Source organism: Pseudomonas sp. p99-361 (assembly GCF_003935475.1).
GTDB classification, from domain to species: Bacteria; Pseudomonadota; Gammaproteobacteria; order Pseudomonadales; family Pseudomonadaceae; genus Aquipseudomonas; species Aquipseudomonas juntendi.
In genome coordinates, this window is the sequence record NZ_RHQO01000037.1 from 1 (window position 1) to 22,149 (window position 22,149).

Consider the following 22,149-nt stretch of genomic DNA (forward strand, 5'->3'; position numbering starts at 1 on the left):
GGCATCGTGGCCCTGGACAACGGCATCTACAAGATCTGGTTCGCCCGTAACTACAAGGCGCACAAGCCGAACACCGTACTGCTGGACAACGCCCTGGCGACCATGGGCGCCGGCTTGCCATCGGCCATGGCTGCACACCTGGTCTACCCGGATCGCCCGGTGATTTCGGTGTGCGGTGACGGCGGCTTCATGATGAACAGCCAGGAGCTGGAAACCGCCGTGCGTCTGGGCATGCACATCACCGTGGTGATCCTGCGTGACGATGGCTACGGCATGATCCGCTGGAAGCAGGCCAACATGGGCTTCACCGATTTCGGCCTGGACTACGGCAACCCGGACTTCGTCAAGTATGCCGAAGCCTACGGCGCCAATGGCCACCGCGTGGAAAGCGCCGACGGCCTGCTGCCGCTGCTGGAGCACTGCATCAAGACCCCAGGCGTGCACGTGATCGACTGCCCGGTCGATTACAGCGAAAACGACCGCATCCTCAACAGCGAGCTGCGTGAGCGCGCGCTGGCGGTGTAAGAGCTGATGTCCTTATCGGGACTGCACGCTGGCACCCACAGGTCTCTCAAGATTCTGTGGGTGCTGGCTGGTGGCACATAACCAACACTTCACGTCTCGCAAGTCGATCATGCTCAGGCTCTTCAATTTATGGAGAGTACGAGTTCATGACCATCGGTTCTAGTCACAACTACCCTGCTGATCTGGCCATTGAGCCATCCTTGCCTTTGCAGCCTTGGGCCGCGCGTTTCCCAAATCCTCCAGACCTCTGCTTCGACTATCGCCGTCTTGTTGAACAACAGGGAGGTGTTGCACGTGCCGCCCGCCCGGAGCATCGGATCTGTATTGTTGGTGCTGGTGTGACAGGGCTAACAGCTGCTCGGGAATTGTTGCGCTGTGGTTTTACCCGCATCACTTTGATAGAGCAATCTCAGCGCGTGGGTGGGCGCCACCTGACAGTGGTGAACAACGGCGGCAATTACAAGCAGCCTTCAACCCCCTTCGAAATGGGGGCCATGCGTATGCCTCTGTTCAACAGGACAGGGGAATCACCTAAAGATGGTTGCTCGCTTATGGCCTACTACGCGACGCTGTTTAAGCTGAAACTTTCTGATTTCCCCAACCCTGGGACGCCTTGGGTGAACACAACCGGTATCTATCTTCGTGACGGGGAACTTGAGGAGGAGGGGAAGCCGAAGTTGCTGTTTTGGCGGAATCCACAAGGGGATACTCCTCCACCTACAGCAACGCTGCAAAAGGTCTATGAAAAATGGCAGCGCTTCGCCACGCAGTTTGCCGAGCGCGTTGCCATGGTGTATGGCACGCCATCCTGGGCGTCGACATGGCAAGCTATAGTCGAGCGTTACCACCTGCTGTCATTCAGGGATCTTGTGCGTTTGCCAATGCTCACTGTGTGGAATCCCGCAAACCCTGCTGATTTTGGCGGGCTGGGCATGAGCAGCGAAGAGTCGGCTATTTTCTATTCAATCGGTATTGGTGATGGTAGCTGGGGTGCATTTTACGACGTCTGCTGCCTGTATCCGCTGCGTACTGCGATCTTTGGCTTCAGCAGTCATTTGCAACTGGTGCATGGCCGCGTTGATCAGGATGGATTGCCCTATGCTGCGCCGTATCTGGAAGCCAGCAATGTTCCTGATAGTAGAGGGCTGATGTTCAACGGTCCGGCGTATATCGGTCTAGCGGCGATGGATGAAAGTCTGTTGTTTCTCGACGCCGGGATGAACGGCACTTCGCTTTATGATCATCTCCTTCGACAAGATGACGGGCTGTTGACAGACACCTCGGTCCGTTCCTTGCAAAAGCTTGAAGCGGGTCGTATTCGGGTCGGATACTGCTGGCACTGCAGTGATCCTGCACATCAAAGCCTCCAATATGATGACTTCGACAGTGTGATCCTGACTGTCCCTTCCTGGCTGATCGAGACCAACATGCGCCTCGACGGTTTTAGCCGTCAGATACTGCCGCAGTCGATTGTGGATGCGTGGAAGCACGCTCATTGGGAAACCAGCTGCAAAGTCTATGCGCCACTGAAGAAGAGTTATCTGGACAGTAAATCAGCGTTACCCCAGATCCTCGTCACCGACAGCTTGGTCCACGACGTATACGCCTATCGATACAACGATCGTTACCCCGACGACTGCATCCTGCTCAGCTACACATGGGAAGATGATGCAACGAAGCTAGCCGTATTCACTGATGAAGAACTGGCCAACAAGTGTGTGGAGGAACTCGACCGAATCCTCCTGCGCTGCTGCAATGTGGCCGAACCTATATCGCCTTACATCGATACCCGAAACATCCGCATACAGCGCTGGGCTACGGACAAAAATGCGCTCGGCTGCGCAAAGCTGTATCGCGCTGGTACCTACTACGACGCGGTCGGCCTGATGAAGTATAACCGCGATTACAGTGCCAGCTCGGGGCTTTATCTGGCTGGGGAGTCCTTCTCCGTTGACGCCGGCTGGACCGAGCCGAGTCTACGCACCGCGCTTGATGTAGTGATCAATCTTTGCAACAACACATCCGCAACGTTCAATGGAGACTTTACCCTTGAACACTATCCGCATTATCAACTTGGGAAATAGCGGCGGCTGGGTGTTTTTGTGAGATTCGTCCTACTGCGCTTACTCGCTTCTCCTTCGACCTCATAGGACCTGCCCGACTGTCTCTCCCAACCCCAACCCCGCTCTACTGGCGACCTTCCAAAACAACCACAAAAAGGAAGTCGCCATGTCCGAACATTGCCCCCCCGTCAGCCCTGTCCGCATCGCTGTCATCCAGTACGACCCACAAGTCGGGCTAGAGTACTGCGATGGCAACCTGAGCAGAGGCCTGGCACTGGCCCGGCGTGCGGTGCGTGAAGGTGCCAATCTGATCGTGCTGCCCGAGCTGGCCAACACCGGGTACACCTTTCACTCCCGTGCCGAGGCCTATGCCCATGCCGAAACGTTGCAGGCGGGCCGCAGCCTGAAAGCCTGGGCTGATTTCGCCAGGGAATATCAGGTGTACCTGGCAGCAGGATTCGCCGAGCGTGAGGGCCTGAAGCTCTACGACAGCGCCGTATTGTTTGGCCCCGACGGCCTGCTAGGCCACTATCGCAAGGCCCACCTGTGGAACCAGGAAAAGCTCTGGTTCACCCCTGGCGACCTCGGCTTCCCTGTATTCGAGACGCCAATCGGCCGTATTGGCCTGCTGATCTGCTGGGACATCTGGTTCCCTGAAGTGCCAAGGCTCATGGCCGCGCAAGGGGCAGACATCATATGCAGCTTGAACAATTGGGTGTGGACACCGCCTCCACTGTTTGATGAAACAGGGCGTTGCATGGCGTCGTACCTGACCATGACAGCCGCGCATGTGAACAATGTCTACATCGCCGCCGCAAACCGTATCGGCAGTGAGCGAGGAGGGCGCTTTCTCGGTTGTTCGTTGATTGCCGGAACCAACGGTTGGCCCATTGGTGCTGTGGCCAGTGCGGAGGAGGAAAGCATTGTCTACGCCGATGTCGACCTCAGCAGCGCGCGTTCAGCGCCGATCTGGAACAGCCTCAACGACCTGCAGCGTGATCGCCGTACCGACCTCTACGATGCTGCGCTTGGCTACCGCCTGCATGCGCCTATGCCACGCTGAGGATCCGCACATGAAGCCATTACTGCTGCCCAATCGGCAGCACGCCCCCGTGCTGATCTTCACCTGCCTGGCAATGCTGCTGGCAGCCAGTCTTGCGTTAGGCCCGTGGCCAGACTACGGGCAACTGGCGGCGACACTGGACCAACCGCTGAGTCGTTTGCGCTGGATAGTGGGCGATATCAGCGAGGTCGCATTCTACAAGCATGAGCTGCCTGCGCTGGGCTTGCTGCTAGGCGCCAGCCTGGCACATTGGGCCCATCTTCGCGGGTACCGCTGGCAGGGTTTTGCCATCTGCTATGGAAGCGGACTGTGGCCATGGGTGTTCACCAGCTCGCTGATGGGCCTTTTACTTAGCCATGCCTTGTGGGGATGGACCTTGGCCAGTGGTACCTGGCAACCAACGTTCGTGGCCTTCGTGTCGTTGCCGGCAGCCATGGTGCTGTTGTATGGGGCGGGCTGGCGTGTGGCGATAGCAGGCGCATTGCTGGGGGCATTACTGGTAACCCCGGCGAGTCTGCTGCTGGTCAACTACCTGTGCTACCCCCTGCAGTTGCCTGTGGTTATCGGCAACGTGGGTGGAATGGCCGTGGCAAGTGCCGCCGCTTTCCTGCTGTGCAAGCGCTACCCGTCATGGGTCCGTCAAAGCCACGAACCCGACGTTGTGAAGCCTGTGGCCAGCCAGCCATCCTACGGTGTGATCTGGACTTTGCGGCGTGTACTGGCCGATTTCAGTGAAGCCCCCTTCTTTGGCAATGAGCTGGCCAGTCTGGGTCTCCTACTGGGTTTGTTACTGGCTTACCTGTTGGCCCCGGCAGCACCTGCATACGGTTCAATGTTGGCGTTGCACATACTGGCCGGACAGGTCTTGGCATCCTTGGTCGGGGTCGTATTCTGGCGCGGCCAGTGGCAAGCCCGGGGGTGGTATCCGACTTATATTCCGATTGTCTCGATCGTGCCGGCCGCCGTGCTGACGCATGGCGGTAGTTGGCAAGTCATTGTGGCCAGTGCAGTGCTGGGGGCCCTGGTGGCTCCGCCGCTGGCAGTGGCGATCACGCAGCGGTTGCCGGGTTATGTGCATGGCTACATCGGCAACGTGGTGTCGATGGCGATCAGCACGTTGGGAATCGTACCGCTGATCGGGTTACTGGTGGGGGGAGAAGGATGATTGAGCATTCGGACCTGCCCAAGCTGTCGATCGCCAGTTTGGGCGGGACGGTCAGCATGCAGGCTACAGCGGGTGAGTGTGGCGTAACGCCCACCCTGGATTGTGAGCAGCAACTGCTTCAGGTACCGCAGTTGCGCGAAATGGCGCAGTTGACTGTAACGTCATTGAGCTTGGTCCCCAGTGCATCGCTCAGCTTCAACGCGTTGCTGGAAGTGCTGGCCTGGGCTCGCTGCGAAGTCGAGGGCGGTGCCCGGGCCGTGATACTGACCCAAGGCACAGACAGCCTTGAGGAAACGGCCTATTTCCTTGACCTGCTTTGGCCATTCGATGCGCCTTTGGTGATGACCGGTGCAATGCGCTCGCCCAGCCAGCCGGGCAACGATGGCCCGGCCAACCTTCTGGCTGCGGCCCAGGTTGCATTGGCACGAGGCAGCGGTGGGCGTGGTGTGCTGGTGGTGATGAATGATCAGATCCATCGTGCGACAAAGGTTCGCAAGACAGCTAGCCTGGCGATAGCGGCATTCGACTCGCCTGGTTTCGGTCCTGTGGGGGAAGTTGTAGAAGGTGTTGCAACGTACCGCCATCCCCCAGACAGGCGGGAGGTACTCCCGCTGCCGGGGCGTACCGACCAGCGCGTCATCCTGCTGGAGGCGTGCCTGGACGCCGACACTGTATTGCTGCAGGCTCTGCCCGCATTGCGCTACGACGGGCTGGTCATCGCCGGGTTCGGCGCCGGCCATGTTTCCGGCAATTGGTCTGATGTTCTGGAGCACATGACGCCAACCCTGCCAGTCATTGTCGCCACTCGTACAGGTGAGGGGGCTACAGCCCGCGCAACATACGGGTTTTCCGGCTCCGAGATCGACTTGCAGAAAAAAGGTGTGCATATGGCCGGGCACCTCTGCCCGCGCAAGTGCCGCATTTTGCTGTGGCTGCTGATTGGCGCCGACCGGCAGCATGAGTTGCCGGGTTGGCTGCCCACCTGAGAAAATTTGCCCGTGCAGTATCTTGCACGGGCAACCCTCCAAGCATTGCTGTGCTAGGGTGCACACACTTTTGCTAGCAAGGATTCCCTGCCCGATGCTCCCGCCACTCAGCGAAAAAGAACTGCACCGCCTCGAAGACCTGCTGATCACCTACGGCAACGACTACTCGGTACTCAACCTGGCCGAGCTCAATGGCTTTTTCACCGCGCTGGCTAGCTCGCCGACCACGGTCACCCCCGAGCGCTGGCTGCCGGCAGTGGCGGGTGGCAAGGTGCCCAAGTTCAAGAAACCGGCCCATGAAGAAGCCTACGTTGCATTGATGCTGCGGTATGCCGACCAAGTCGCCGGACAGTTGGGCGATCACATCGATCAGTTCGAGCCGCTGTTCGAGGAAACAGAAGACGAGCAGGGCACCGTGGTCGTGATGGAAGAATGGTGCTTCGGCTACATGCGCGCTACCCAGGTCGCCAACTGGGAAGCTTTGCCGCCAGAGCAGGACCAGTTACTCAAAGCCATCTCTTTGCATGGGCTGGAGGATAACTTCGAGCTGCTGGACCAGATGAGCGAAGCGGAGATACAGGCCTGTGTGCCGAAGGTGATTGAAGCCGCGCGTGGTTTGTTCCGCTACTTCAGCAAGCCGCACTGAGGCACACGGGCTCGGTTGCTGCGGTGCTTGCTGGGGCCGCACTGCGGATCCGTCGGCAAGCACCCGAAAAACGCAGACTGTTTTTTGTCATGGGGCGGTTAATTATTCCATCTGGCGAAATTATGGTTTCCCCCGCGCACTGATTCTGCTGCCAGCCGAATCAGTGCAGCATGTGCTCCATCAGCCCAATCCGGTGCTGACCAGGAGCCAAGCCCATGTCGAACCCGATCAAACTCTACAACTTCCCCAAGTCCGGCCACGCCCACCGCATCGAGCTGATGCTTTCGCTGCTCAACCTGCCTACCGAGCTGGTGTTCGTGGACCTGGCCAAAGGTGCGCACAAGCAGCCGGACTTCCTGGCCCTCAACCCGTTCGGCCAGGTACCGGTCATCGATGACAACGGCACGGTGATCGCAGACTCCAACGCAATCCTCGTTTACCTCGCCAAAAAATATGACAACGGCACCTGGCTACCCGAAGCGCCAGCCGCTGCCGCCCGTGTACAACGCTGGCTGTCGGTCGCTGCAGGCCCGCTGGCCTTTGGCCCGGCCGCTGCACGCCTGGTGACCGTGTTCGGCGCTTCGTTCAACACTGACGAAGTGATTACCCGGGCGCACACCCTGCTCAAGGTGATTGATGCCGAACTGGCCAAGTCGCCGTTCCTGGCAGGCGACACGCCGACCATCGCCGACGTCGCCAACTACTCCTACATCGCCCACGCACCGGAGGGCAACGTGTCGCTGGAGCCGTACGCCAACGTACGTAGCTGGCTGGCGCGGATCGAGGCATTGCCGGGCTTCGTACCGATGCCCCGCACCGTCATCGGGCTGCAGACCAGCGTCTGATGCCCCTGCGAGGAACGCCACCATGCAACAGTCCCCCGATCACCGCCCCTCGCCTTGGCATGCGGGCGAGAAAACCCTGCAGGAAAAGGTCGGTGTAGCAGAGCGCATGGAGGCGTTCGGGCAAAAGGTCATTCGTGACTACATGCCCGACCAGCACCGCACGTTCTACCATCAGTTGCCGTTCATGGTGGCGGCCAGCGTAGACGCTCAGGGGCGGCCCTGGGCGACGCTGCTGGAGGGGCCGGAAGGTTTCGTCAGTTCGCCCGACCCACGCCAGTTGACGATTGACGCCAGGCTAGCGGCCGATGACCCGGCGACCCCGGGGTTGGTCGCCGGGCAGGCAATCGGCCTGCTGGGCATCGAACTGCACACCCGCCGGCGCAACCGCCTCAACGGGCAGATTCGCCAGGCGGTTGCAGGGCAATTGCAGGTGACGGTAGAGCAGTCGTTCGGCAACTGCCCGCAATACATCCAGTTGCGCGATTACGCGCGCGTCGCCGAACCGGCTCAGGGGCGCATCGATGCGACGGCCCTGGATGCCACGACCGTCAGTATGATCCAGTCTGCCGACACCTTCTTCGTCGCCAGCTATGTCGAGCATGACAACGGCCAGCGTTCGGTGGATGTGTCCCACCGTGGCGGTCGGCCAGGATTCGTCAGGGTCCAAGGCAATACGCTGACCATTCCCGACTACGCCGGTAACCTGCACTTCAACACCTTGGGCAACTTGTTGGTCAACCCGAGGGCAGGTTTGTTGTTCATCGACTTCAGCAACGGCAACGTGCTGCAGGTGTGCGGGCGTGCCGAGGTGCTGCTGGAAAGCCCGGCCATCCAGGCGTTCGAAGGTGCAGAGCGGCTGTGGACGCTGGAGGTCGACCAGGTGGTGTGGCGGCCGGCTGCGGTTTCCCTGCGCTGGGCGTTCAAGGAGTACGCCCCCACCAGCCTGATGACCGGCACCTGGGCCGAGGCCGATGCGCGTTTGCAGCAACGTCAGCAGCAGCACCAATGGCAAGCCTGGCGGGTGCTCCGGGTAGAGCAGGAGAGCCGCGATATCCGTTCGTTCTACCTCCAGCCGCCCACCGGTTCCGCTGTGGCATTTGCCCCCGGGCAACATGTACCGGTGCAGGTCAAGCGCGACGGTGAGGCGCCGCTTATCCGCACCTACAGCTTGTCCAGCGCACCTTCCGACGGCTATTGGCGCATCAGCGTCAAAGCCCAGGGCCCGGTTTCCCGCCACTTGCATGAGCGCATCGCGCCAGGCGATGTGCTTGACGTCCGCCCACCCATGGGCAGTTTCACGCTCGACGTGCAGAGCACGCGGCCGTTGGTGCTGATTGGCGCTGGCGTAGGCATTACGCCGTTGCTGGCCATGCTGCGTGAGCAATTGAGCCAAGGTCAGGCTCGGGCCATCCACGTGTTCCAGGGTGCGCGTAGCCTGGCCGACCTGCCGTTCAGGCAGGAGCTGGCGAGTCTGCAGCAACGGGCCGCAGGCTTGCTGCACATTCATCGCGCCCTGAGCCAGCCGGAAAGCCATGCGCTGCTTGGGCGGGATTACGAGTTTGCCGGGCGCCTGGGCATCGGGCAGGTCAAGGCGACGCTGGCACTGGACGACTACGAGTTCTACCTGTGCGGACCGGGCAGTTTTACCCAGGACTTGTATGAAGGGTTGCGCGGCGTGCATGTGCCGGATGCGCGGATTCACGCAGAAGCGTTCGGGCCGTCGACGTTGCGCCGGCACACGCACGCCGACCAGCCCGCCTTGCAGCAGCCACCCGCTGCCAGCGAGCCAGTACCGGTGCACTTTGCGGCGTCGGCCAAGGAGGCGCGCTGGGCACCCGGCGGCGGTACCTTGCTGGAGCTGGCCGAGGCGCGCGGGCTGGCGCCGGACTTCAGTTGCCGGGGTGGCTCGTGTGGTACCTGCAAGACCAGACTGGTGAGTGGCCAGGTGCATTACCCGAATCCACCGGCAGAGCTACCGGAGGCGGGGTCGGTGTTGATCTGTTGTGCCGTGCCGGCGCAGGTGCAGGAGGGGGTACAGGCCCTGGTGCTGGACATCTGATACACCAGCCCCGCCTCTTCGCGGGCAGCAGAAAATACCCAGATGAACAATAATCCCGGCACCTCATGCCCCCAGGAGCTCGCATGGACCAGATCCACCTGATGAAGGTATTCGTCGCCGTAGGTGAGCTGGAAAGCTTCGCCGCTGCTGCCCGCCGCCTGGCCATCTCCCCGGCCGCCGTCACCCGTGCCGTCAGCGCCCTGGAGGAGCAGCTGGGGGTCAAGCTGCTACTGCGCACCACCCGCAGCGTGCGCCTGACCGAGGCAGGCGGCCGCTACCTGGAGGACACCCGGCATATCCTGGCCAGCATTCACGAGGCCAACGAAGCGGCGGCCGGCATCAATGCCACCCCCAAGGGCGACCTGGCGGTGACTGCACCGATCCTGTTCGGCAAGAAGTTCGTCATGCCCAGCATCGTTCGCTACCTGCAGCAGTATCCGCAAGTCGACGTGGCCGCCTACTTTCTCGACCGCGTGGTGAACCTGGTCGAGGAAGGCATGGATGTGGCCGTGCGGATCGGCCCGTTGCCCGACTCCGGGTTGAAGGCCTTGCGGGTCGGTCAGGTCCGGCGCATGTTGTGCGCTGCGCCCGACTACCTGGCGCGCCACGGTGTGCCCAGGCACCCCTCGGACCTGGCCGGGCATGCGGTGATCGGTACCACCAACCTGTCCCCCCGAGCCGGCTGGCGCTTTGGCGTGACCGATGAGCCGACTTTGGTGCGCATGAAACCGCGGCTGACGGTGACCAGCAATGATGGGGCTATCGCTGCGGCCTGCGGTGGCCTGGGGATTGCCCGTTTATTGTCATACCAGGTGGCTGATGAACTGGCGAGCGGGCAGTTGCAGGTGATTCTGGCCGAGTATGAGGAAGCACCCTGGCCGATTCACATACTGCACCGTGAGAGCAAGTACGGGTCGGCCAAGGTCAGAACCTTCATCGACATGCTGGCGCAGGCGCTGCGGGACCAGCAACTGGAGTGAGCATGTAGCGCCCACAATGCGTTACAACGCTTGGTACTGCATGCTGAACCCCAGGCTCATCGTGTCACCCTGTTGCAACAGCCTCAGCCCCGGCCGGCCGGGCAGGTGATGGGCGTTGACCGGGTGGCTGACCGGCTCGAAGCAGAAGAAGCCTTGCCCCGGCGGGCAGAACAGCAAGAAGTGCTCCGCCCCGCTGGCGCGACAGGCCAGCCGGTAGCCTGCCCCTGGCTGTTCGATCACACAGTGCCCCGGCCAGCCACTGAAGGCGTGGTCGACCAGCGTCTCGGGCAGGTGGCCCAGTGCTTCGAACCGCCACGGCTCGGGCACCGTGGCCTGATACGACGGCAAGCGCCCAGCCTCGGCCAGCCACACCTTGCGCGCGGTCGCAGACAGCTTGGTATCGGGGTAGCGCGGAAGGTAAGGGTGCAGGCCCAACCCATACCAGTTGGCCGAATCATCCCGGTGCGTCACATGCAGGTCCAGGGTCAGGCAGCCTTCATGCAGGTGTATATCCAGCGTGGCCTGGTAGGCGAAGGGTACGGCACTGTCCAGCGTCAGCCGTGCGCGCCGTTCGCTGTGGTGCGCCACGTGCCAGGCCTGCTGCCAGGCGCTGCCATGGATGGGAAACGGGTCGTGCTCGGTATTCGGCGCCAACGCCTGCCAGCCCTGCGGCCGGGCATAACCCGCCTCGGCAACCCGATTGGACCAAGGCGCCAGTGGGTAGCAAGCCAGCCGCCTGGGCGTGGCGCTGGCCAAGGCAGCCGCGTCGGTATGGCGCAGCAGCGCCTGCCCGGTTGCCTTGACCTGCCAGTTGACCAGGCTGGCGCCCAGTTCCGGCGCCAGGCTCAGGCGGGTCAGGCGGTCCTGCAGGTGCAGTGTGGTCACAGCCATGCAATGTTCCTCTGGAGCAGAGCGATCAGTTGGCCCGCCGGTAAGTGAGCAGCACGATGCCGCATACCACCACAGCGCCGCCGAGCAATTGCAGCGGGCCCAGTTGCTGGTCGAGCAGGGCCCAACCCAGCAGTAAAGTGGCGATGGGTTCGACGTTCATCACCGGGGCGTTTTGCGCCATGTTCAGCCTGGGTACGCAGACGAACAGCAAGCTGAACGCCAGCCCATACAGCAGTACCAGGCTGGCCAGCGCCACCCAGCCACTGCTGCTGCCCGGCAGCGACAAACCGGCCGGCATCACCCCGCTGGCGCCCGCGAGCAGCATGCTGGAGAACACGATCAGCAGGGTCAGCAGGCTGCGCACCGGGCCCCGCACGCTAGCCAGCTTGTGGTCGGTGATCCACAACGCGCAAGCGAAGGCACAAGCGGCGCCGAAGGCCAGGCTGACCCCCAGCGCCCAGTGTGGGTTGCCCGCACCGCTGTCGGCCAGGCGTGCCGGCACATCCAGCGCCAGCACCAGGCCGCATAGGATCAAGCCCATGAACAGGACGGTGCGGCCAGTGGGGCGCGCACCGCCCAGCGCCCAGGTCAGCAGCGCCAGCAGCATCGGGAAGGTATTGCCCACCAGCAAGGCCAGAGCCACCGGGATGCGCGCCACCGCCGAATACAGGCACAGGCTCTGGGTGGCGATCAGCAGGCCAAGCAGCAGTTGCCAGCGGCGGGTGCCAGCGGGCAGCGCCAGCGCCTGACGTTGCCACAGCAGCAAGCCGGCCAGCACCAGGAAGGTAATGCCGGAACGGCAGAGTATGGCCAGCAGCACACCGGTGCCGTCATCGAAGGCGATGCGTGCGGCGATATGGTTACCGGCGAATGAGCAGGCAAGCAGAGCCAGCAGGGCGATGGCCAGCTGGCGCGGAAACAGCGGGGGAGCAGAGGAGGGGACAGCCATGTGCAGGATCCGTTTGCAGGTAGATTTTCCAGCCCTATCGCAGTCGTTGTAGGAGCGGCCTTGTGTCGCGATGGGCCGCAAGGCGGCCCCAGCAATATTCGCAACAACGCCGAAAACCTGGGGCCGCTTTGCGGCCCATCGCGACACAAGGCCGCTCCTACAGGCTGAGGTGCGGTTACAGCACCACGCTAGGCAGCCACAGCGAAATGGCCGGAATGTAGGTCACCGCCATCAGCACCAGGAACAGTGCCAGGTAGAACGGCAGCAGCGCCTTGACCGTCGATTCGATACTCACCTTGCCCACCGCCGAGCCGACGAACAACACGGCGCCCACCGGCGGCGTGATCAGGCCGATCCCCAGGTTCACCAGCATGATCATGCCGAAATGCACCGGGTCCACGCCGATGCCGGTGATCACCGGCAACAGGATCGGCGTAAGGATCAGGATCAGCGGCGCCATGTCCATCACCGTGCCCAGCAGCAGCAACATGAAGTTGATGCACATCAGGATCACATAGCGGTTGTCCGACAGGGTGAGGAACGCCGTGGTGATCTTCGACGGGATCTGCATCAGCGTCATCACGTAGCCAAAGCTGGCCGCGAAGCCGATCAATATCATCACGATCGAGATGGTGCGCACCGTGCGGTGCATCAGCTTGGGCAGGTCGCGCCACTTGTAGTCACGGTAGATGAACATGGTCACGAAGAATGACCAGACGACCGCCACGGCTGCCGACTCGGTCGCAGTGAACACGCCCGAGAGGATACCGCCCAGGATGATCACCATGGCCATCAGGCCCCACAGTGCCTCACCGGCAATCTTCAGCGCTTGGCGCAGCGGGATGACCTCACCCTTGGGGTAGTTGCGCTTCTTGGCGAACAGCAGGCACAGGCCCATCATCACCGCGCTCAGCAGCAACCCTGGCATCACCCCGGCCATGAACAGCGAGGCGATCGAGACCGTGCCGCCCGCCGCCAGCGAGTACAACACCGAGTTGTGGCTGGGCGGGGTCAGCAGCGCCTGTACCGAGCCGCTGACCGTCACGGCGGTAGAGAACTCGCGCGGGTAGCCTTTGCGCTCCATCTCCGGGATCAGCACCGAGCCCACCGAGGCGGTGTCTGCCACCGACGAGCCTGAAATTGCACCAAAGAACGTCGAGGCCATGATGTTGACCAGCGAAAGGCCGCCGCGCACGAAACCCACCAGCACCCCGGCAAAGGCCACCAGCCGCCGTGACATGCCGCCTTCGGCCATGATGGCGCCGGCCAGCACGAAGAACGGAATGGCCAGCAGCGAGAATTTGTTAACCCCGCTGGCCACTTGGATCATCATCGCTTGCAGCGGTATGTCGATCCACCAGGCGCCGATCAGCGCCGAAAGGCCCAAGGCATAGGCCACGGGCATGCCCAGCAGGATGAGCGCAATGAAACTGCCCAACAGAATGAACGCATCCATTTACGCCGCTCCTTCGTTTTCTTCCAGTTGGTCGAGGCGCACCACCTTGCGGTGGCTCTGGTCGCCCAGCAGGAGTTTTTCCAGCACAAATACCAAGGTCAGCACGCCACCGACCGGGATCGGCGCATAGGTCATGCCCACCCGCACACTGGGCAGTGAGGCCAGAAACTGGTTCCAGGTGGTGATGCACAGCTGGGTGCCGTACCAGGTCATGAACAGGCACACCAGGACCATCAGCACCTGCACCAGCAGGGCCACCAGCCGGCGCTGCAGCGGCGGCAGGCGGTCGGTGATCATCGCCACCGCCATGTGCGCCCCGGCGCGGTAGCTGGCGGCGGCGCCAACGAAGGTGAACACCACCATCAGCAAGATGGCCACCGGCTCTGGCCAGCTGGCCCCGGTGCCGAGTACATAGCGGGCGAAGATGCCCCACGGGATGATCAGCGACATGCTCAGGATCGACAGGCCGGCGACCCAGATACAGGCGCGGTACAACGTGTCGTTGGCACGCAGAAAGAGGTTTTTCATGGGCATCACCAAAGCGGCAGGGCGGCTGATGTGGCCCTGCCGAGGTCGGTAGGAAAGGTCGCGCTTACTGCACCGCGTCGATACGTTTCATCAGGTCGGCGTATTGCGCGCCGTATTTTTCCCGCACCGGTGCGGTCGCGTCGTAGAAAGGCTTCTTGTCGACGGTGATGAACTCGACACCGGCGGCCTTGAGCTTCTCTTCGCTGCTGGCCGTTTTGGCATCCCACAGCACCCGCTCTTCCATCTGCGCCTCACGCGCTACCTTTTTCACCAGCGCTTGCTGTTCGGGGGTGAGCTTGTTCCAGGTGGTCTTGGACATCACCACCGGTTCGGGCAGGATCAGGTGGCCGGTCAGGGTGAAGTATTTGGCACTCTGGTAGTGGTTGTGTTCGAGCAGGGTCGGCGGGTTGTTCTCGGCGCCGTCGATTACCCCGGTCTGCAGCGCGCTGAAGATTTCCCCGGTGTCCATGGCGATCCCGTTGCCACCCATGGCGTTCATCATGTCGATGAACAGCGGGTTGCCCTGCACGCGAATCTTCATGCCCTTCAGGTCTTCCAGGCTGCGCACCGGCTTTTTCGTGTAGAGGCTGCGCGAGCCGCCATCCATCCAGGCCAAGGCCACCAGGTTGAAGTCGGAGTTGGTGATCTTGTCGAGGATCTCCTGGCCGATCTCGCCATCGATGACCTTGCGCATGTGGTCGTGGTCGCGGAACACGAACGGCATGTTGAACACGTTCACATCCGGCACCACCGGGCCGACGATCCCCAGGCTGACGCGGGTCATCTGCACGGCGCCGATCTGCGCCTGTTCGATCACTTCCTTCTCCGAGCCCAGCACACCGCCGGCAAACATCTTGAAGGTGATGTCGCCATTGCTGGCCTGTTCCAGTTTCTTGCCCATGTTCTGCTCGGCCACCACCGTGGGGTAGCCGGCGGGGTGAATTTCCGCGAACTTGATGTCCAGCGCCGAAACGGGCATGGCCACGCTGCAGGCGAAGGGGAGTACGGCAAGAAGCAGCTTGCGTTTGAACGTCATGATGAAACTCCGTGGTTTTTATTATCTGGTTTCGGGCGTGCAAAGGGTGTGGTGCGCGTCGCGGGGCTCAGCCCCGCCAGGCTGGCTCCTCCAGGCCCTTGGTGCCTGGGTTGAGGGCGAATACCCCGCCCGCCAGCGGCTGGTCGCCAAGGTCGAGCCCCGCCGGGCGGATCGAGGTGACGTACAGGGTGTCGAAGTTGGTGCCACCGAAGGCGCACATCGCCGGTTTCTTCACCGGCACGCTGAGCGAGCGGTCCAGGCGCCCGTCAGGGGTGAAACGGTGGATCTGCCCGGCGTCATTGCCGCATATCCAATAGCAGCCATCCTGGTCGATGGCGGCACCGTCGGGGCGGCCGGGGTAATTGCGCATATCCACGAACAGCCGCGGGTTGTGGGGTGTGCCCGTGTCGGTGTCGTAGTCGAAGGCCCAGATCTTCTGCACGCTGGGGTGCGAATCGGACAGGTACATGCGCGTGCCGTCGGGGCTGAAAGCCAGGCCGTTGGGCACGATCATGCCCGCTTGCTGCAGGTGCAAATGGCCCTCGCGGTCATGCCGGTACAGTGCCCCTACGTGGGCGCCTTGCTGCATGTCCAGCAGCATGCTGCCGGCCCAGAAACGCCCTTGGCGGTCGCAGCGGCCATCGTTGAAGCGCATGCCCGGCTGCGCATGCGGCACCCCGCTGAGCACACGGCTGGCCAGGCTGCCGTCGGCCTTGGTTTGAATCTGGAAGATGCCGCTTTCCATGCCGGCCACCCAGCCGTCGCCACTGCGGGCGATACAGGCCAGCATCTGGTCGCCCTGCCAGACCTGGTGCGTGTTATCCACCGGCTGCCAGCGGTGCAACTGGCGCGCGGGTATGTCGACCCAGTACAAGGCCTGCTCGCCAGGGTGCCACACGGGGCTTTCCCCGGTGCCGTTGCGGGCGTCGACGATCAGTTCACAGTGCATGGCCGTGCCTCCTGGCGCGTGCGGTCAGTTGAACGGTCCGGCCACGGCAAATGCGCCGCCCTGATAGACCATGCTCGGGTCATCGGCGGCAGGCGCCGGCTCGGCTTCCACCGCTGCGCGGAAGGGCTCCGAGCTGTCCTTGGGCACGTAGCCCAGGTGTGCGGCATGGCGGTTGTCCCACCATACGGTGCGGTTGGCCGAGGCACCGTAGACAATGGTGTGGCCGACGTTCGGCGTGAACAGGCCGCGCTCAATCAACTGCACCAGATCGTCGTAACTTAACCACGTGCAGAGCATGCGCGGGTTCTGTGGCCGGGGGAACGAAGAGCCGATGCGGATGCTGACGGTTTCGATGCCGTAACGATCGAAATAGAAGCTGGCGACATCTTCGCCATAGCACTTGGACAGCCCGTAGTAGCTGTCGGGGCGGCGCGGGGCATGCGCGTCGATGCGCTCGTTCTGGCGGTAGAAGCCGATGGTATGGTTGGAGCTGGCGAAGACCACCCGTTGCACCCCATGCTTGCGTGCCGCCTCGTAGACATGGAACACGCCGCAGATATTGGGGCCGAGAATCTCTTCGAACGAATGCTCGGTAGACACCCCGCCGAAGTGCACGATGGCATCGACGCCTTCAACCAGGGCATGCACGGCTGCCTTGTCGGCCAGGTCGCAGGTGACCACTTCTTCGTGTGGGCCAGCGGCTGGGGCCATGGGGTTGATGTCGGAAAGGCGCAGGACCTCGGCGCAGCCTTGCAGGCGTTCGCGAAGGACCTTGCCCAGGCCGCCTGCGGCTCCGGTGAGCAGCAGGCGTTTGAGGGGGGTAGTGGTCATGACCGGCTCTTATTGTTAATTGTTGTAGGTTGTCGTATGACTTTTGTGATTATTGGCGGTGCGATTCAGTGTTGTCAATGACAACGCAATGTCAGTCTGGTGTTATGCGCGTGCCCTGTAGGAGCGGCCTCGTGTCGCGAAATGAGCGGCGTAAAGCCTTACAGCAATGACAACGGGTAGTTGAAAATCAACCGGTTCTCATCGAACTCGTTATTGCTGTAGTCCCGCCGAATCGACGAATTGCGCCATTTCACACTCAAATCCTTGAACGCTCCGCTCTGGATCACATACGCCAGTTCAGTCTCACGCACCCATTCCTTGCCATCCGTCACCACCCCGCTGTGCACGTCGCGGCCGCTGATGTAGCGGTTCATCAAGGTCAGCCCCGGCACGCCGACGGTGACGAAGTTGAAGTCATGGCGCACCTGCCATGAGCGTTCGTTGGCGTTGTCGAAGCTGGCGTTGTAGCTGTCATTGGCCAGGGTTCCGCCACTGGTGCCATTGACCCGCATCCAGGTATCGCCATCGACCTTCTGCAGCCCGACCCAGAAGGTGCTGCCGCCGTATTTGGCGGAGAACATCCCCGAGTACGTCTTGTTGTCCAGCTCGCCAGCGCGCCTGGAACCGTCGTCATCACCCTGGAAATAGCCCAGGTTGGCGCCCAGGGTCCAGTCGCCGAGCGGCTGGCTGTGGCTCAGCTGCAGGTATTGCTGCTGGTACACGTCCTTGAGCACCGCATTCCACAGCCCCACCAGGGTGCGCTCCTGGTTGAACCTGTACTCGCCCCCGACGAAGTTGAAGCGGTCCGACACCGCGCCGCCGTAGCTCATGTCCTCCATGCTGGCGTCGTTGCGCGGGCTGTTGGCGCGGAACTGGCCGCCGTACAAGGTCAGCCCGGCAATCTCGTTGGACGTGACCTGCCCGCCACGCAATGTTTGCGGCAGTGAACGCCCGTCGTCCGCGCGCAGAATTGGCAGTACCGGCATCCATTCGCCGATCTTCAGCTCGGTTTTCGAAATGCGCGCCTTGCCCGCCACGGCAAGCCGGCCAAAGTCATCCGCCGGCCGCCCATCGTCGTGGCGTGGCAGCAGCCCGGTGCCGTAGGTGCCGCCCCCGCCATCGAGCTTCACCGACCACAGCCCCAGCACGTCCACGCCAAAACCCACCGGGCCCTCGGTGAAGCCGGAACGGGCATCGAGGATCACGCTCTGGGTCCATTCTTCGGCTTTGCCTTGCGGGTTGGCGGGGTTGGTGAAGTTGCGGTTGATATAGAAGTTGCGCAGGCCCAGCACGGCTTTGCTGTCTTCGATGAAACCTTGGGCAAGGCTGGTGCCCGGCAGGCAGCTGAGCAGGCTGGCGCCAAGCAGCGCACAGGGGAGGGTGGTGTGGCAGATTTTCGACATGGGTTGCTTCCGCTGATGTTGTTTTTGTTATGTGTTGTCGTACAACTTCGGCTTTTTTAACAAGTGAAAAACCCGCTGTCAACGGCGTTGGCCGCCAGCATTCAGCTACTTTCAGCGATGAGCGCTCAAGCGCAGGCTCTAGTTCGGGCTCGCAATAACAATTGGTCATACTACGACTGCCCGCGAATTGTTGCATTTGTCGCAACGCACTGCCTCGGGTGCGTCAGTTTGTCGCAGAATTATTTAGTAATACTATTCTTCGTTGCTGAATGTCTTATCGATTCAGACCCATGGAAACGGAGATTTCACCGATGAGCACTACCCGTGCTTCACACCCCTCACGCTTGCTGCCCAGATTGCTAGGCGTGGTTTTTTTGCTGATGGGCCTGGCCTTGCTGGCCGGCGGCATCAAACTGGCAACCCTTGGCGGTTCGCTGTATTACCTGCTGGCCGGCATTGGCTTGGCGATTACCGCAGCCTTGTTGCTGGCTGGCCGACGTGAGGCATTGAGCGTTTATGGCGTCGTGCTGTTGCTGAGTTCGCTCTGGTCGTTGGTCGAGGTGGGCCTGGACTGGTGGCAACTGGTCCCCCGGCTGGCCCTCTGGTTCGTCCTTGGCCTGGTGTTGTTATTGCCTTGGCTACGCAGGCCATTGACGCAGGGCCAGCCTTATCCCCTCGGTACAGGGGTATTGAGTGTGGGCGTGGCGGCCGCGGGTCTGATGGCGCTGGCCAGCCAGTTCACCCAGCCTGGCACCGTGGTCGGCCGCCTGGACCGTGACACGGCAGGTACCACCAGCACGGCACCGGCAATGCCTGACGGTGACTGGCAGTCCTACGGCCGTACCGAGTTTGGCGACCGTTACTCGCCACTCAAGCAGATCACCCCGCAGAATGTGGGCAAGCTCAAGCTGGCCTGGACCTACCGCACCGGTGATGTCCCCGGGCCAAACGACCCGGGCGAGACTACGGCGGAAAACACCCCGCTGAAAGTCAACGGCAAGCTCTACGTGTGCACCCCGCATAGCCAGGTGATTGCCCTGGACCCCGACAGCGGCAAGGAGATCTGGCGTTTCGATCCCAAGCTCAGCACGCAGAATGCGGCCAATTTCAAAGGCTGGGCGCACATGACCTGCCGCGGCGTGGCCTATTACGACACGGCCAGCTCGCAAGCGAGCCCCGCGCAGGGGCAGGCCTGCGCCAAGCGCATTTACGTACCCACCGCCGACACCCGCCTGATCGCGCTGGATGCCGATACCGGCCAACAGTGCGCCGGCTTTGGCGATAACGGCCAGATCGACCTTACCCGCAACATCGGCAGCTTCGCCCCCGGTGGCTATTACTCCACTTCGCCACCCACCGTGGCCGGCGGCCTGGTGATACTTGGCGGTCATGTCACCGATAACGTTTCCACCGACGAGCCGTCCGGCGTCGTCCGCGCCTATGATGCGATCACCGGCCAGCTGGTGTGGAACTGGGACAGCGGCAACCCCGACGCCACCGCGCCGATCAGTGACGGCCAGTTCTACACCCGCAACTCTCCAAACGTGTGGTCGGTGATCAGCGCCGATGAGAAGCTCGGCCTGCTGTACCTGCCCATGGGCAACCAGATGCCCGACCAGTGGGGCGGCAACCGCACGCCAGAGGCGGAGAAATTCAGTGCCGGCCTGGTGGCCCTGGACATCGCCACCGGCAAGGTGCGCTGGAACTACCAGTTCACCCATCACGACTTGTGGGACATGGATGTCGGTGGCCAGCCGAGCCTGGTCGACATCAAGACCGCCGAAGGCATCAAGCCTGCGGTGATGGCATCGACCAAGCAGGGCAGCATCTACGTGCTGGACCGCAGCAACGGTCAGCCGCTGGTGCCCATCCACGAAACCCCGGTACCGCAAGGCGCCGTGGAAGGTGATCACACCGCACCGACCCAGCCGATGTCCGAGCTCAATTTCATGCCGCCCACCCTGCGTGAGCGAGACATGTGGGGCGTAACGCCGTTCGACCAGATGCTGTGCCGCATCGACTTCCGTTCGCTGCGCTATGACGGCATCTACACCCCGCCATCGCTGCAGGGCTCGCTGGTCTACCCAGGCAACTTCGGGGTGTTCGACTGGGGTGGCATTTCGGTCGACCCGGAGCGCCAGATCGCCTTCGTCAACCCCAGCTACATGGCCTTCAAGTCGCAGTTGGTGCCAGCCTCGAAAATCGCCGGGCAGCCGGCGCGCAAGAGTGAAACCGAGGGCATCCAGGCCAACAAGGGGGCGCCTTATGGCGTGATCATGGGCGCTTTCCTGTCGCCGCTGGGGCTGCCTTGCCAGGCACCGGCCTGGGGCTATGTGGCCGCAGTGGACCTGACCACCCACAAGGTGATCTGGAAGCACAAGAACGGCACCGTACGTGACAGCTCGCCCATTCCGATCCCGCTGACCATGGGCGTGCCGAGCCTGGGCGGAAGCTTCACCACCGCCAGCGGCCTGGCGTTCCTCAGCGGCACCCTCGACCAGTACCTGCGTGCTTATGCCGTGCGCGATGGCAAGGTGCTTTGGGAAGGGCGCCTGCCGGCCGGTGCCCAGACCACGCCGATGACCTACACCGGCAAGGATGGTCGCCAGTACGTGCTGGTGATGGCCGGCGGGCATGGCTCGTTGGGTACCCGGCAAGGGGACTATGTGATGGCGTTTGCCCTGCCGGAGTAAGCGGCGGCAGGTTCAAGGCCTGTGAGATCGAGCACCGCGCGGCCGGCGCTTGGTTTCACGGGCTTTGTTGACGGCCAGCACGTCCCCCACCCCTGTCGGCAGAGCTTGGGCTGAAGCACTAACCTGAAGCGCGTTGGGCCCAGAACTAAAAGCTACAACTGGTGTCTGAGCACCAACAATGACATGACGTCCATTTCCCCAAGCAAGGAGGCTTCACCATGCAACCCACCCCAGTCACGTCCGCCGGCAAGCTGCTCGGCAGTTATGGTTATGGCAAGGCGCTGATCGTCTGCATGCTTATCCTGGGCAGTGTCTTCCTGGGCCTGGCCGCTTTCGTCGGCTACCTGAGTGCTACCAGCGGCCAGAACTTCAACGGCCCGCAAAGCCTGTTCTATTCCACCATCGCCTTGCTGGCGGTGCTCGGTGGGGTGATGTTCGCCCTGGCGCTGTGGCAGAAGAAACTGCGCGCTGCCCGTTATGAGGTTTATGAGAAAGGCATCTGCCAGATCATCGGCAACCAGCGCGATTACGTGCCCTTCAGCGAGATGGGCGACTTTTACCTGTTCGCTTCTGGGCAGACTGCCATTGCCGGCCTGATCAACAACCTCGCTTATCGCCGTAACGCCAGTGAGCCGTTTCGCCGGGTCAACCCACACCTGCAAAAGCTTTATGTGTTTCTTGAGCAGGTACGCGAGCTGTACCTGAACGAACGCCTGCCAGCAGTATTCGCCACCCTGCAAAGCGGCGGGGCGGTGCAGTTCAACTACCTCGAAACGTCCCAGGTTTGGGGCAAGCGCATGAGCGGCGAGTTCTTCAATGTCACCACCAAACCGCTGACCATCACTCGTGAAGCGCTCGACGTGGATGGCCGCAAGGTCGCGTTGAGCAGCCTGCGCAATGTTGACCTCAGCCAGTGGACCGAACTTGTGGTGATCAAGGACGAAAACGGTCAGACCGTGCTGTCGACCGTATCGACCGGCATCATCAGCTTTGACCTGTTCCTCAATACGTTGCACAACCTGCTTGAAGCCGAGTCGGCCTTAGCAACGCATGAAGCGTGATGCAATGCATCAACGAACTC

At 62.1% G+C, this 22,149-nt stretch carries 19 protein-coding genes; 11 read left to right on the top strand and 8 right to left on the bottom strand.

The window, feature by feature from the left end; all coding sequences use genetic code 11:
* The 9 genes from EGJ22_RS16620 to EGJ22_RS16660 form a co-directional block, all read left to right on the top strand.
* On the top strand, positions 1-525 hold a 525-nt coding region (locus EGJ22_RS16620), incomplete at its 5' end, for a thiamine pyrophosphate-dependent enzyme (protein WP_256671865.1).
* A 146-nt stretch (positions 526-671) separates the two neighbouring features.
* On the top strand, positions 672-2,609 hold the full coding sequence (locus EGJ22_RS16625) for an FAD-dependent oxidoreductase (protein ID WP_029885573.1): 1,938 nt from the start codon (positions 672-674) through the stop codon (positions 2,607-2,609).
* 145 nt (positions 2,610-2,754) lie between these two features.
* Positions 2,755-3,651, top strand: coding sequence for a nitrilase family protein (locus EGJ22_RS16630; protein ID WP_009682591.1), 897 nt, complete (start codon positions 2,755-2,757; stop codon positions 3,649-3,651).
* 10 nt (positions 3,652-3,661) lie between these two features.
* The gene (locus EGJ22_RS16635; protein ID WP_029885572.1) at positions 3,662-4,816 is read left to right on the top strand and encodes a hypothetical protein; all 1,155 of its coding nucleotides are present in this window, start codon (positions 3,662-3,664) and stop codon (positions 4,814-4,816) included.
* Positions 4,813-5,802, top strand: coding sequence for an asparaginase (locus EGJ22_RS16640; RefSeq protein ID WP_029885571.1), 990 nt, complete (start codon positions 4,813-4,815; stop codon positions 5,800-5,802). The genes EGJ22_RS16635 and EGJ22_RS16640 overlap by 4 nt, the downstream gene beginning before the upstream one ends.
* Before the next feature lie 94 nt (positions 5,803-5,896).
* The gene (locus EGJ22_RS16645; protein WP_029885570.1) at positions 5,897-6,448 is read left to right on the top strand and encodes a UPF0149 family protein; all 552 of its coding nucleotides are present in this window, start codon (positions 5,897-5,899) and stop codon (positions 6,446-6,448) included.
* 215 nt (positions 6,449-6,663) lie between these two features.
* Positions 6,664-7,293: a glutathione S-transferase family protein gene (locus EGJ22_RS16650; protein ID WP_029885569.1), complete on the top strand. Its 630-nt coding sequence runs from the start codon at positions 6,664-6,666 to the stop codon at positions 7,291-7,293.
* Between the two features lie 22 nt (positions 7,294-7,315).
* Positions 7,316-9,352 (top strand): pyridoxamine 5'-phosphate oxidase family protein, encoded by a 2,037-nt coding sequence (locus tag EGJ22_RS16655; RefSeq protein ID WP_064314309.1) that lies wholly within the window; start codon positions 7,316-7,318, stop codon positions 9,350-9,352.
* A gap of 83 nt (positions 9,353-9,435) precedes the next feature.
* Entirely contained in the window at positions 9,436-10,332 is an 897-nt protein-coding gene (locus EGJ22_RS16660) for a LysR family transcriptional regulator (protein ID WP_029885567.1), read from the top strand.
* A gap of 21 nt (positions 10,333-10,353) precedes the next feature.
* On the opposite strand, the gene EGJ22_RS16665 is transcribed toward EGJ22_RS16660, so the two are convergent.
* The 8 genes from EGJ22_RS16665 to EGJ22_RS16700 form a co-directional block, all read right to left on the bottom strand.
* Positions 10,354-11,223, bottom strand: coding sequence for an aldose 1-epimerase (locus EGJ22_RS16665; protein WP_029885566.1), 870 nt, complete (start codon positions 11,221-11,223; stop codon positions 10,354-10,356).
* A gap of 25 nt (positions 11,224-11,248) precedes the next feature.
* Positions 11,249-12,172: an EamA family transporter gene (locus tag EGJ22_RS16670; RefSeq protein WP_029885565.1), complete on the bottom strand. Its 924-nt coding sequence runs from the start codon at positions 12,170-12,172 to the stop codon at positions 11,249-11,251.
* A 175-nt stretch (positions 12,173-12,347) separates the two neighbouring features.
* Entirely contained in the window at positions 12,348-13,628 is a 1,281-nt protein-coding gene (locus EGJ22_RS16675) for a TRAP transporter large permease (RefSeq protein ID WP_009682579.1), read from the bottom strand.
* On the bottom strand, positions 13,629-14,156 hold the full coding sequence (locus EGJ22_RS16680) for a TRAP transporter small permease (protein ID WP_029885564.1): 528 nt from the start codon (positions 14,154-14,156) through the stop codon (positions 13,629-13,631). It lies immediately after the preceding gene.
* Between the two features lie 64 nt (positions 14,157-14,220).
* Entirely contained in the window at positions 14,221-15,192 is a 972-nt protein-coding gene (locus tag EGJ22_RS16685; RefSeq protein WP_029885563.1) for a TRAP transporter substrate-binding protein, read from the bottom strand.
* 67 nt (positions 15,193-15,259) lie between these two features.
* Positions 15,260-16,141, bottom strand: coding sequence for an SMP-30/gluconolactonase/LRE family protein (locus EGJ22_RS16690; RefSeq protein WP_029885562.1), 882 nt, complete (start codon positions 16,139-16,141; stop codon positions 15,260-15,262).
* Between the two features lie 24 nt (positions 16,142-16,165).
* Complete coding sequence (locus tag EGJ22_RS16695; protein WP_009682575.1) at positions 16,166-16,972, bottom strand: NAD(P)-dependent oxidoreductase; 807 nt, start codon at positions 16,970-16,972, stop codon at positions 16,166-16,168.
* 158 nt (positions 16,973-17,130) lie between these two features.
* Entirely contained in the window at positions 17,131-18,375 is a 1,245-nt protein-coding gene (locus EGJ22_RS16700) for an OprD family porin (RefSeq protein ID WP_029885561.1), read from the bottom strand.
* 311 nt (positions 18,376-18,686) lie between these two features.
* On the opposite strand from EGJ22_RS16700, the gene EGJ22_RS16705 reads away from it, so the two are divergent.
* Together EGJ22_RS16705 and EGJ22_RS16710 are read left to right on the top strand one after the other, a co-directional pair.
* A complete protein-coding gene (locus EGJ22_RS16705) occupies positions 18,687-21,068 on the top strand; it encodes a glucose/quinate/shikimate family membrane-bound PQQ-dependent dehydrogenase (protein WP_029885560.1) in 2,382 nt (793 codons plus the stop codon).
* A gap of 218 nt (positions 21,069-21,286) precedes the next feature.
* Complete coding sequence (locus EGJ22_RS16710) at positions 21,287-22,129, top strand: hypothetical protein (protein WP_029885559.1); 843 nt, start codon at positions 21,287-21,289, stop codon at positions 22,127-22,129.
* Positions 22,130-22,149 lie beyond the last annotated feature (20 nt).

Excerpts from the sequence above, each read along its gene's own strand:
- EGJ22_RS16645 (WP_029885570.1), top strand. The coding sequence starts at position 5,897 with ATGCTCCCGCCACTCAGCGAAAAAGAACTGCACCGCCTCGAAGACCTG.
- EGJ22_RS16705 (WP_029885560.1), top strand. The coding sequence starts at position 18,687 with ATGAGCACTACCCGTGCTTCACACCCCTCACGCTTGCTGCCCAGATTG.
- EGJ22_RS16640 (WP_029885571.1), top strand. The coding sequence starts at position 4,813 with ATGATTGAGCATTCGGACCTGCCCAAGCTGTCGATCGCCAGTTTGGGC.
- EGJ22_RS16670 (WP_029885565.1), bottom strand. The coding sequence starts at position 12,172 with ATGGCTGTCCCCTCCTCTGCTCCCCCGCTGTTTCCGCGCCAGCTGGCC.
- EGJ22_RS16710 (WP_029885559.1), top strand. The coding sequence starts at position 21,287 with ATGCAACCCACCCCAGTCACGTCCGCCGGCAAGCTGCTCGGCAGTTAT.
- EGJ22_RS16685 (WP_029885563.1), bottom strand. The coding sequence starts at position 15,192 with ATGACGTTCAAACGCAAGCTGCTTCTTGCCGTACTCCCCTTCGCCTGC.
- EGJ22_RS16655 (WP_064314309.1), top strand. The coding sequence starts at position 7,316 with ATGCAACAGTCCCCCGATCACCGCCCCTCGCCTTGGCATGCGGGCGAG.
- EGJ22_RS16630 (WP_009682591.1), top strand. The coding sequence starts at position 2,755 with ATGTCCGAACATTGCCCCCCCGTCAGCCCTGTCCGCATCGCTGTCATC.
- EGJ22_RS16650 (WP_029885569.1), top strand. The coding sequence starts at position 6,664 with ATGTCGAACCCGATCAAACTCTACAACTTCCCCAAGTCCGGCCACGCC.
- EGJ22_RS16700 (WP_029885561.1), bottom strand. The coding sequence starts at position 18,375 with ATGTCGAAAATCTGCCACACCACCCTCCCCTGTGCGCTGCTTGGCGCC.
- EGJ22_RS16665 (WP_029885566.1), bottom strand. The coding sequence starts at position 11,223 with ATGGCTGTGACCACACTGCACCTGCAGGACCGCCTGACCCGCCTGAGC.
- EGJ22_RS16675 (WP_009682579.1), bottom strand. The coding sequence starts at position 13,628 with ATGGATGCGTTCATTCTGTTGGGCAGTTTCATTGCGCTCATCCTGCTG.
- EGJ22_RS16635 (WP_029885572.1), top strand. The coding sequence starts at position 3,662 with ATGAAGCCATTACTGCTGCCCAATCGGCAGCACGCCCCCGTGCTGATC.
- EGJ22_RS16695 (WP_009682575.1), bottom strand. The coding sequence starts at position 16,972 with ATGACCACTACCCCCCTCAAACGCCTGCTGCTCACCGGAGCCGCAGGC.
- EGJ22_RS16660 (WP_029885567.1), top strand. The coding sequence starts at position 9,436 with ATGGACCAGATCCACCTGATGAAGGTATTCGTCGCCGTAGGTGAGCTG.
- EGJ22_RS16680 (WP_029885564.1), bottom strand. The coding sequence starts at position 14,156 with ATGAAAAACCTCTTTCTGCGTGCCAACGACACGTTGTACCGCGCCTGT.
- EGJ22_RS16690 (WP_029885562.1), bottom strand. The coding sequence starts at position 16,141 with ATGCACTGTGAACTGATCGTCGACGCCCGCAACGGCACCGGGGAAAGC.
- EGJ22_RS16625 (WP_029885573.1), top strand. The coding sequence starts at position 672 with ATGACCATCGGTTCTAGTCACAACTACCCTGCTGATCTGGCCATTGAG.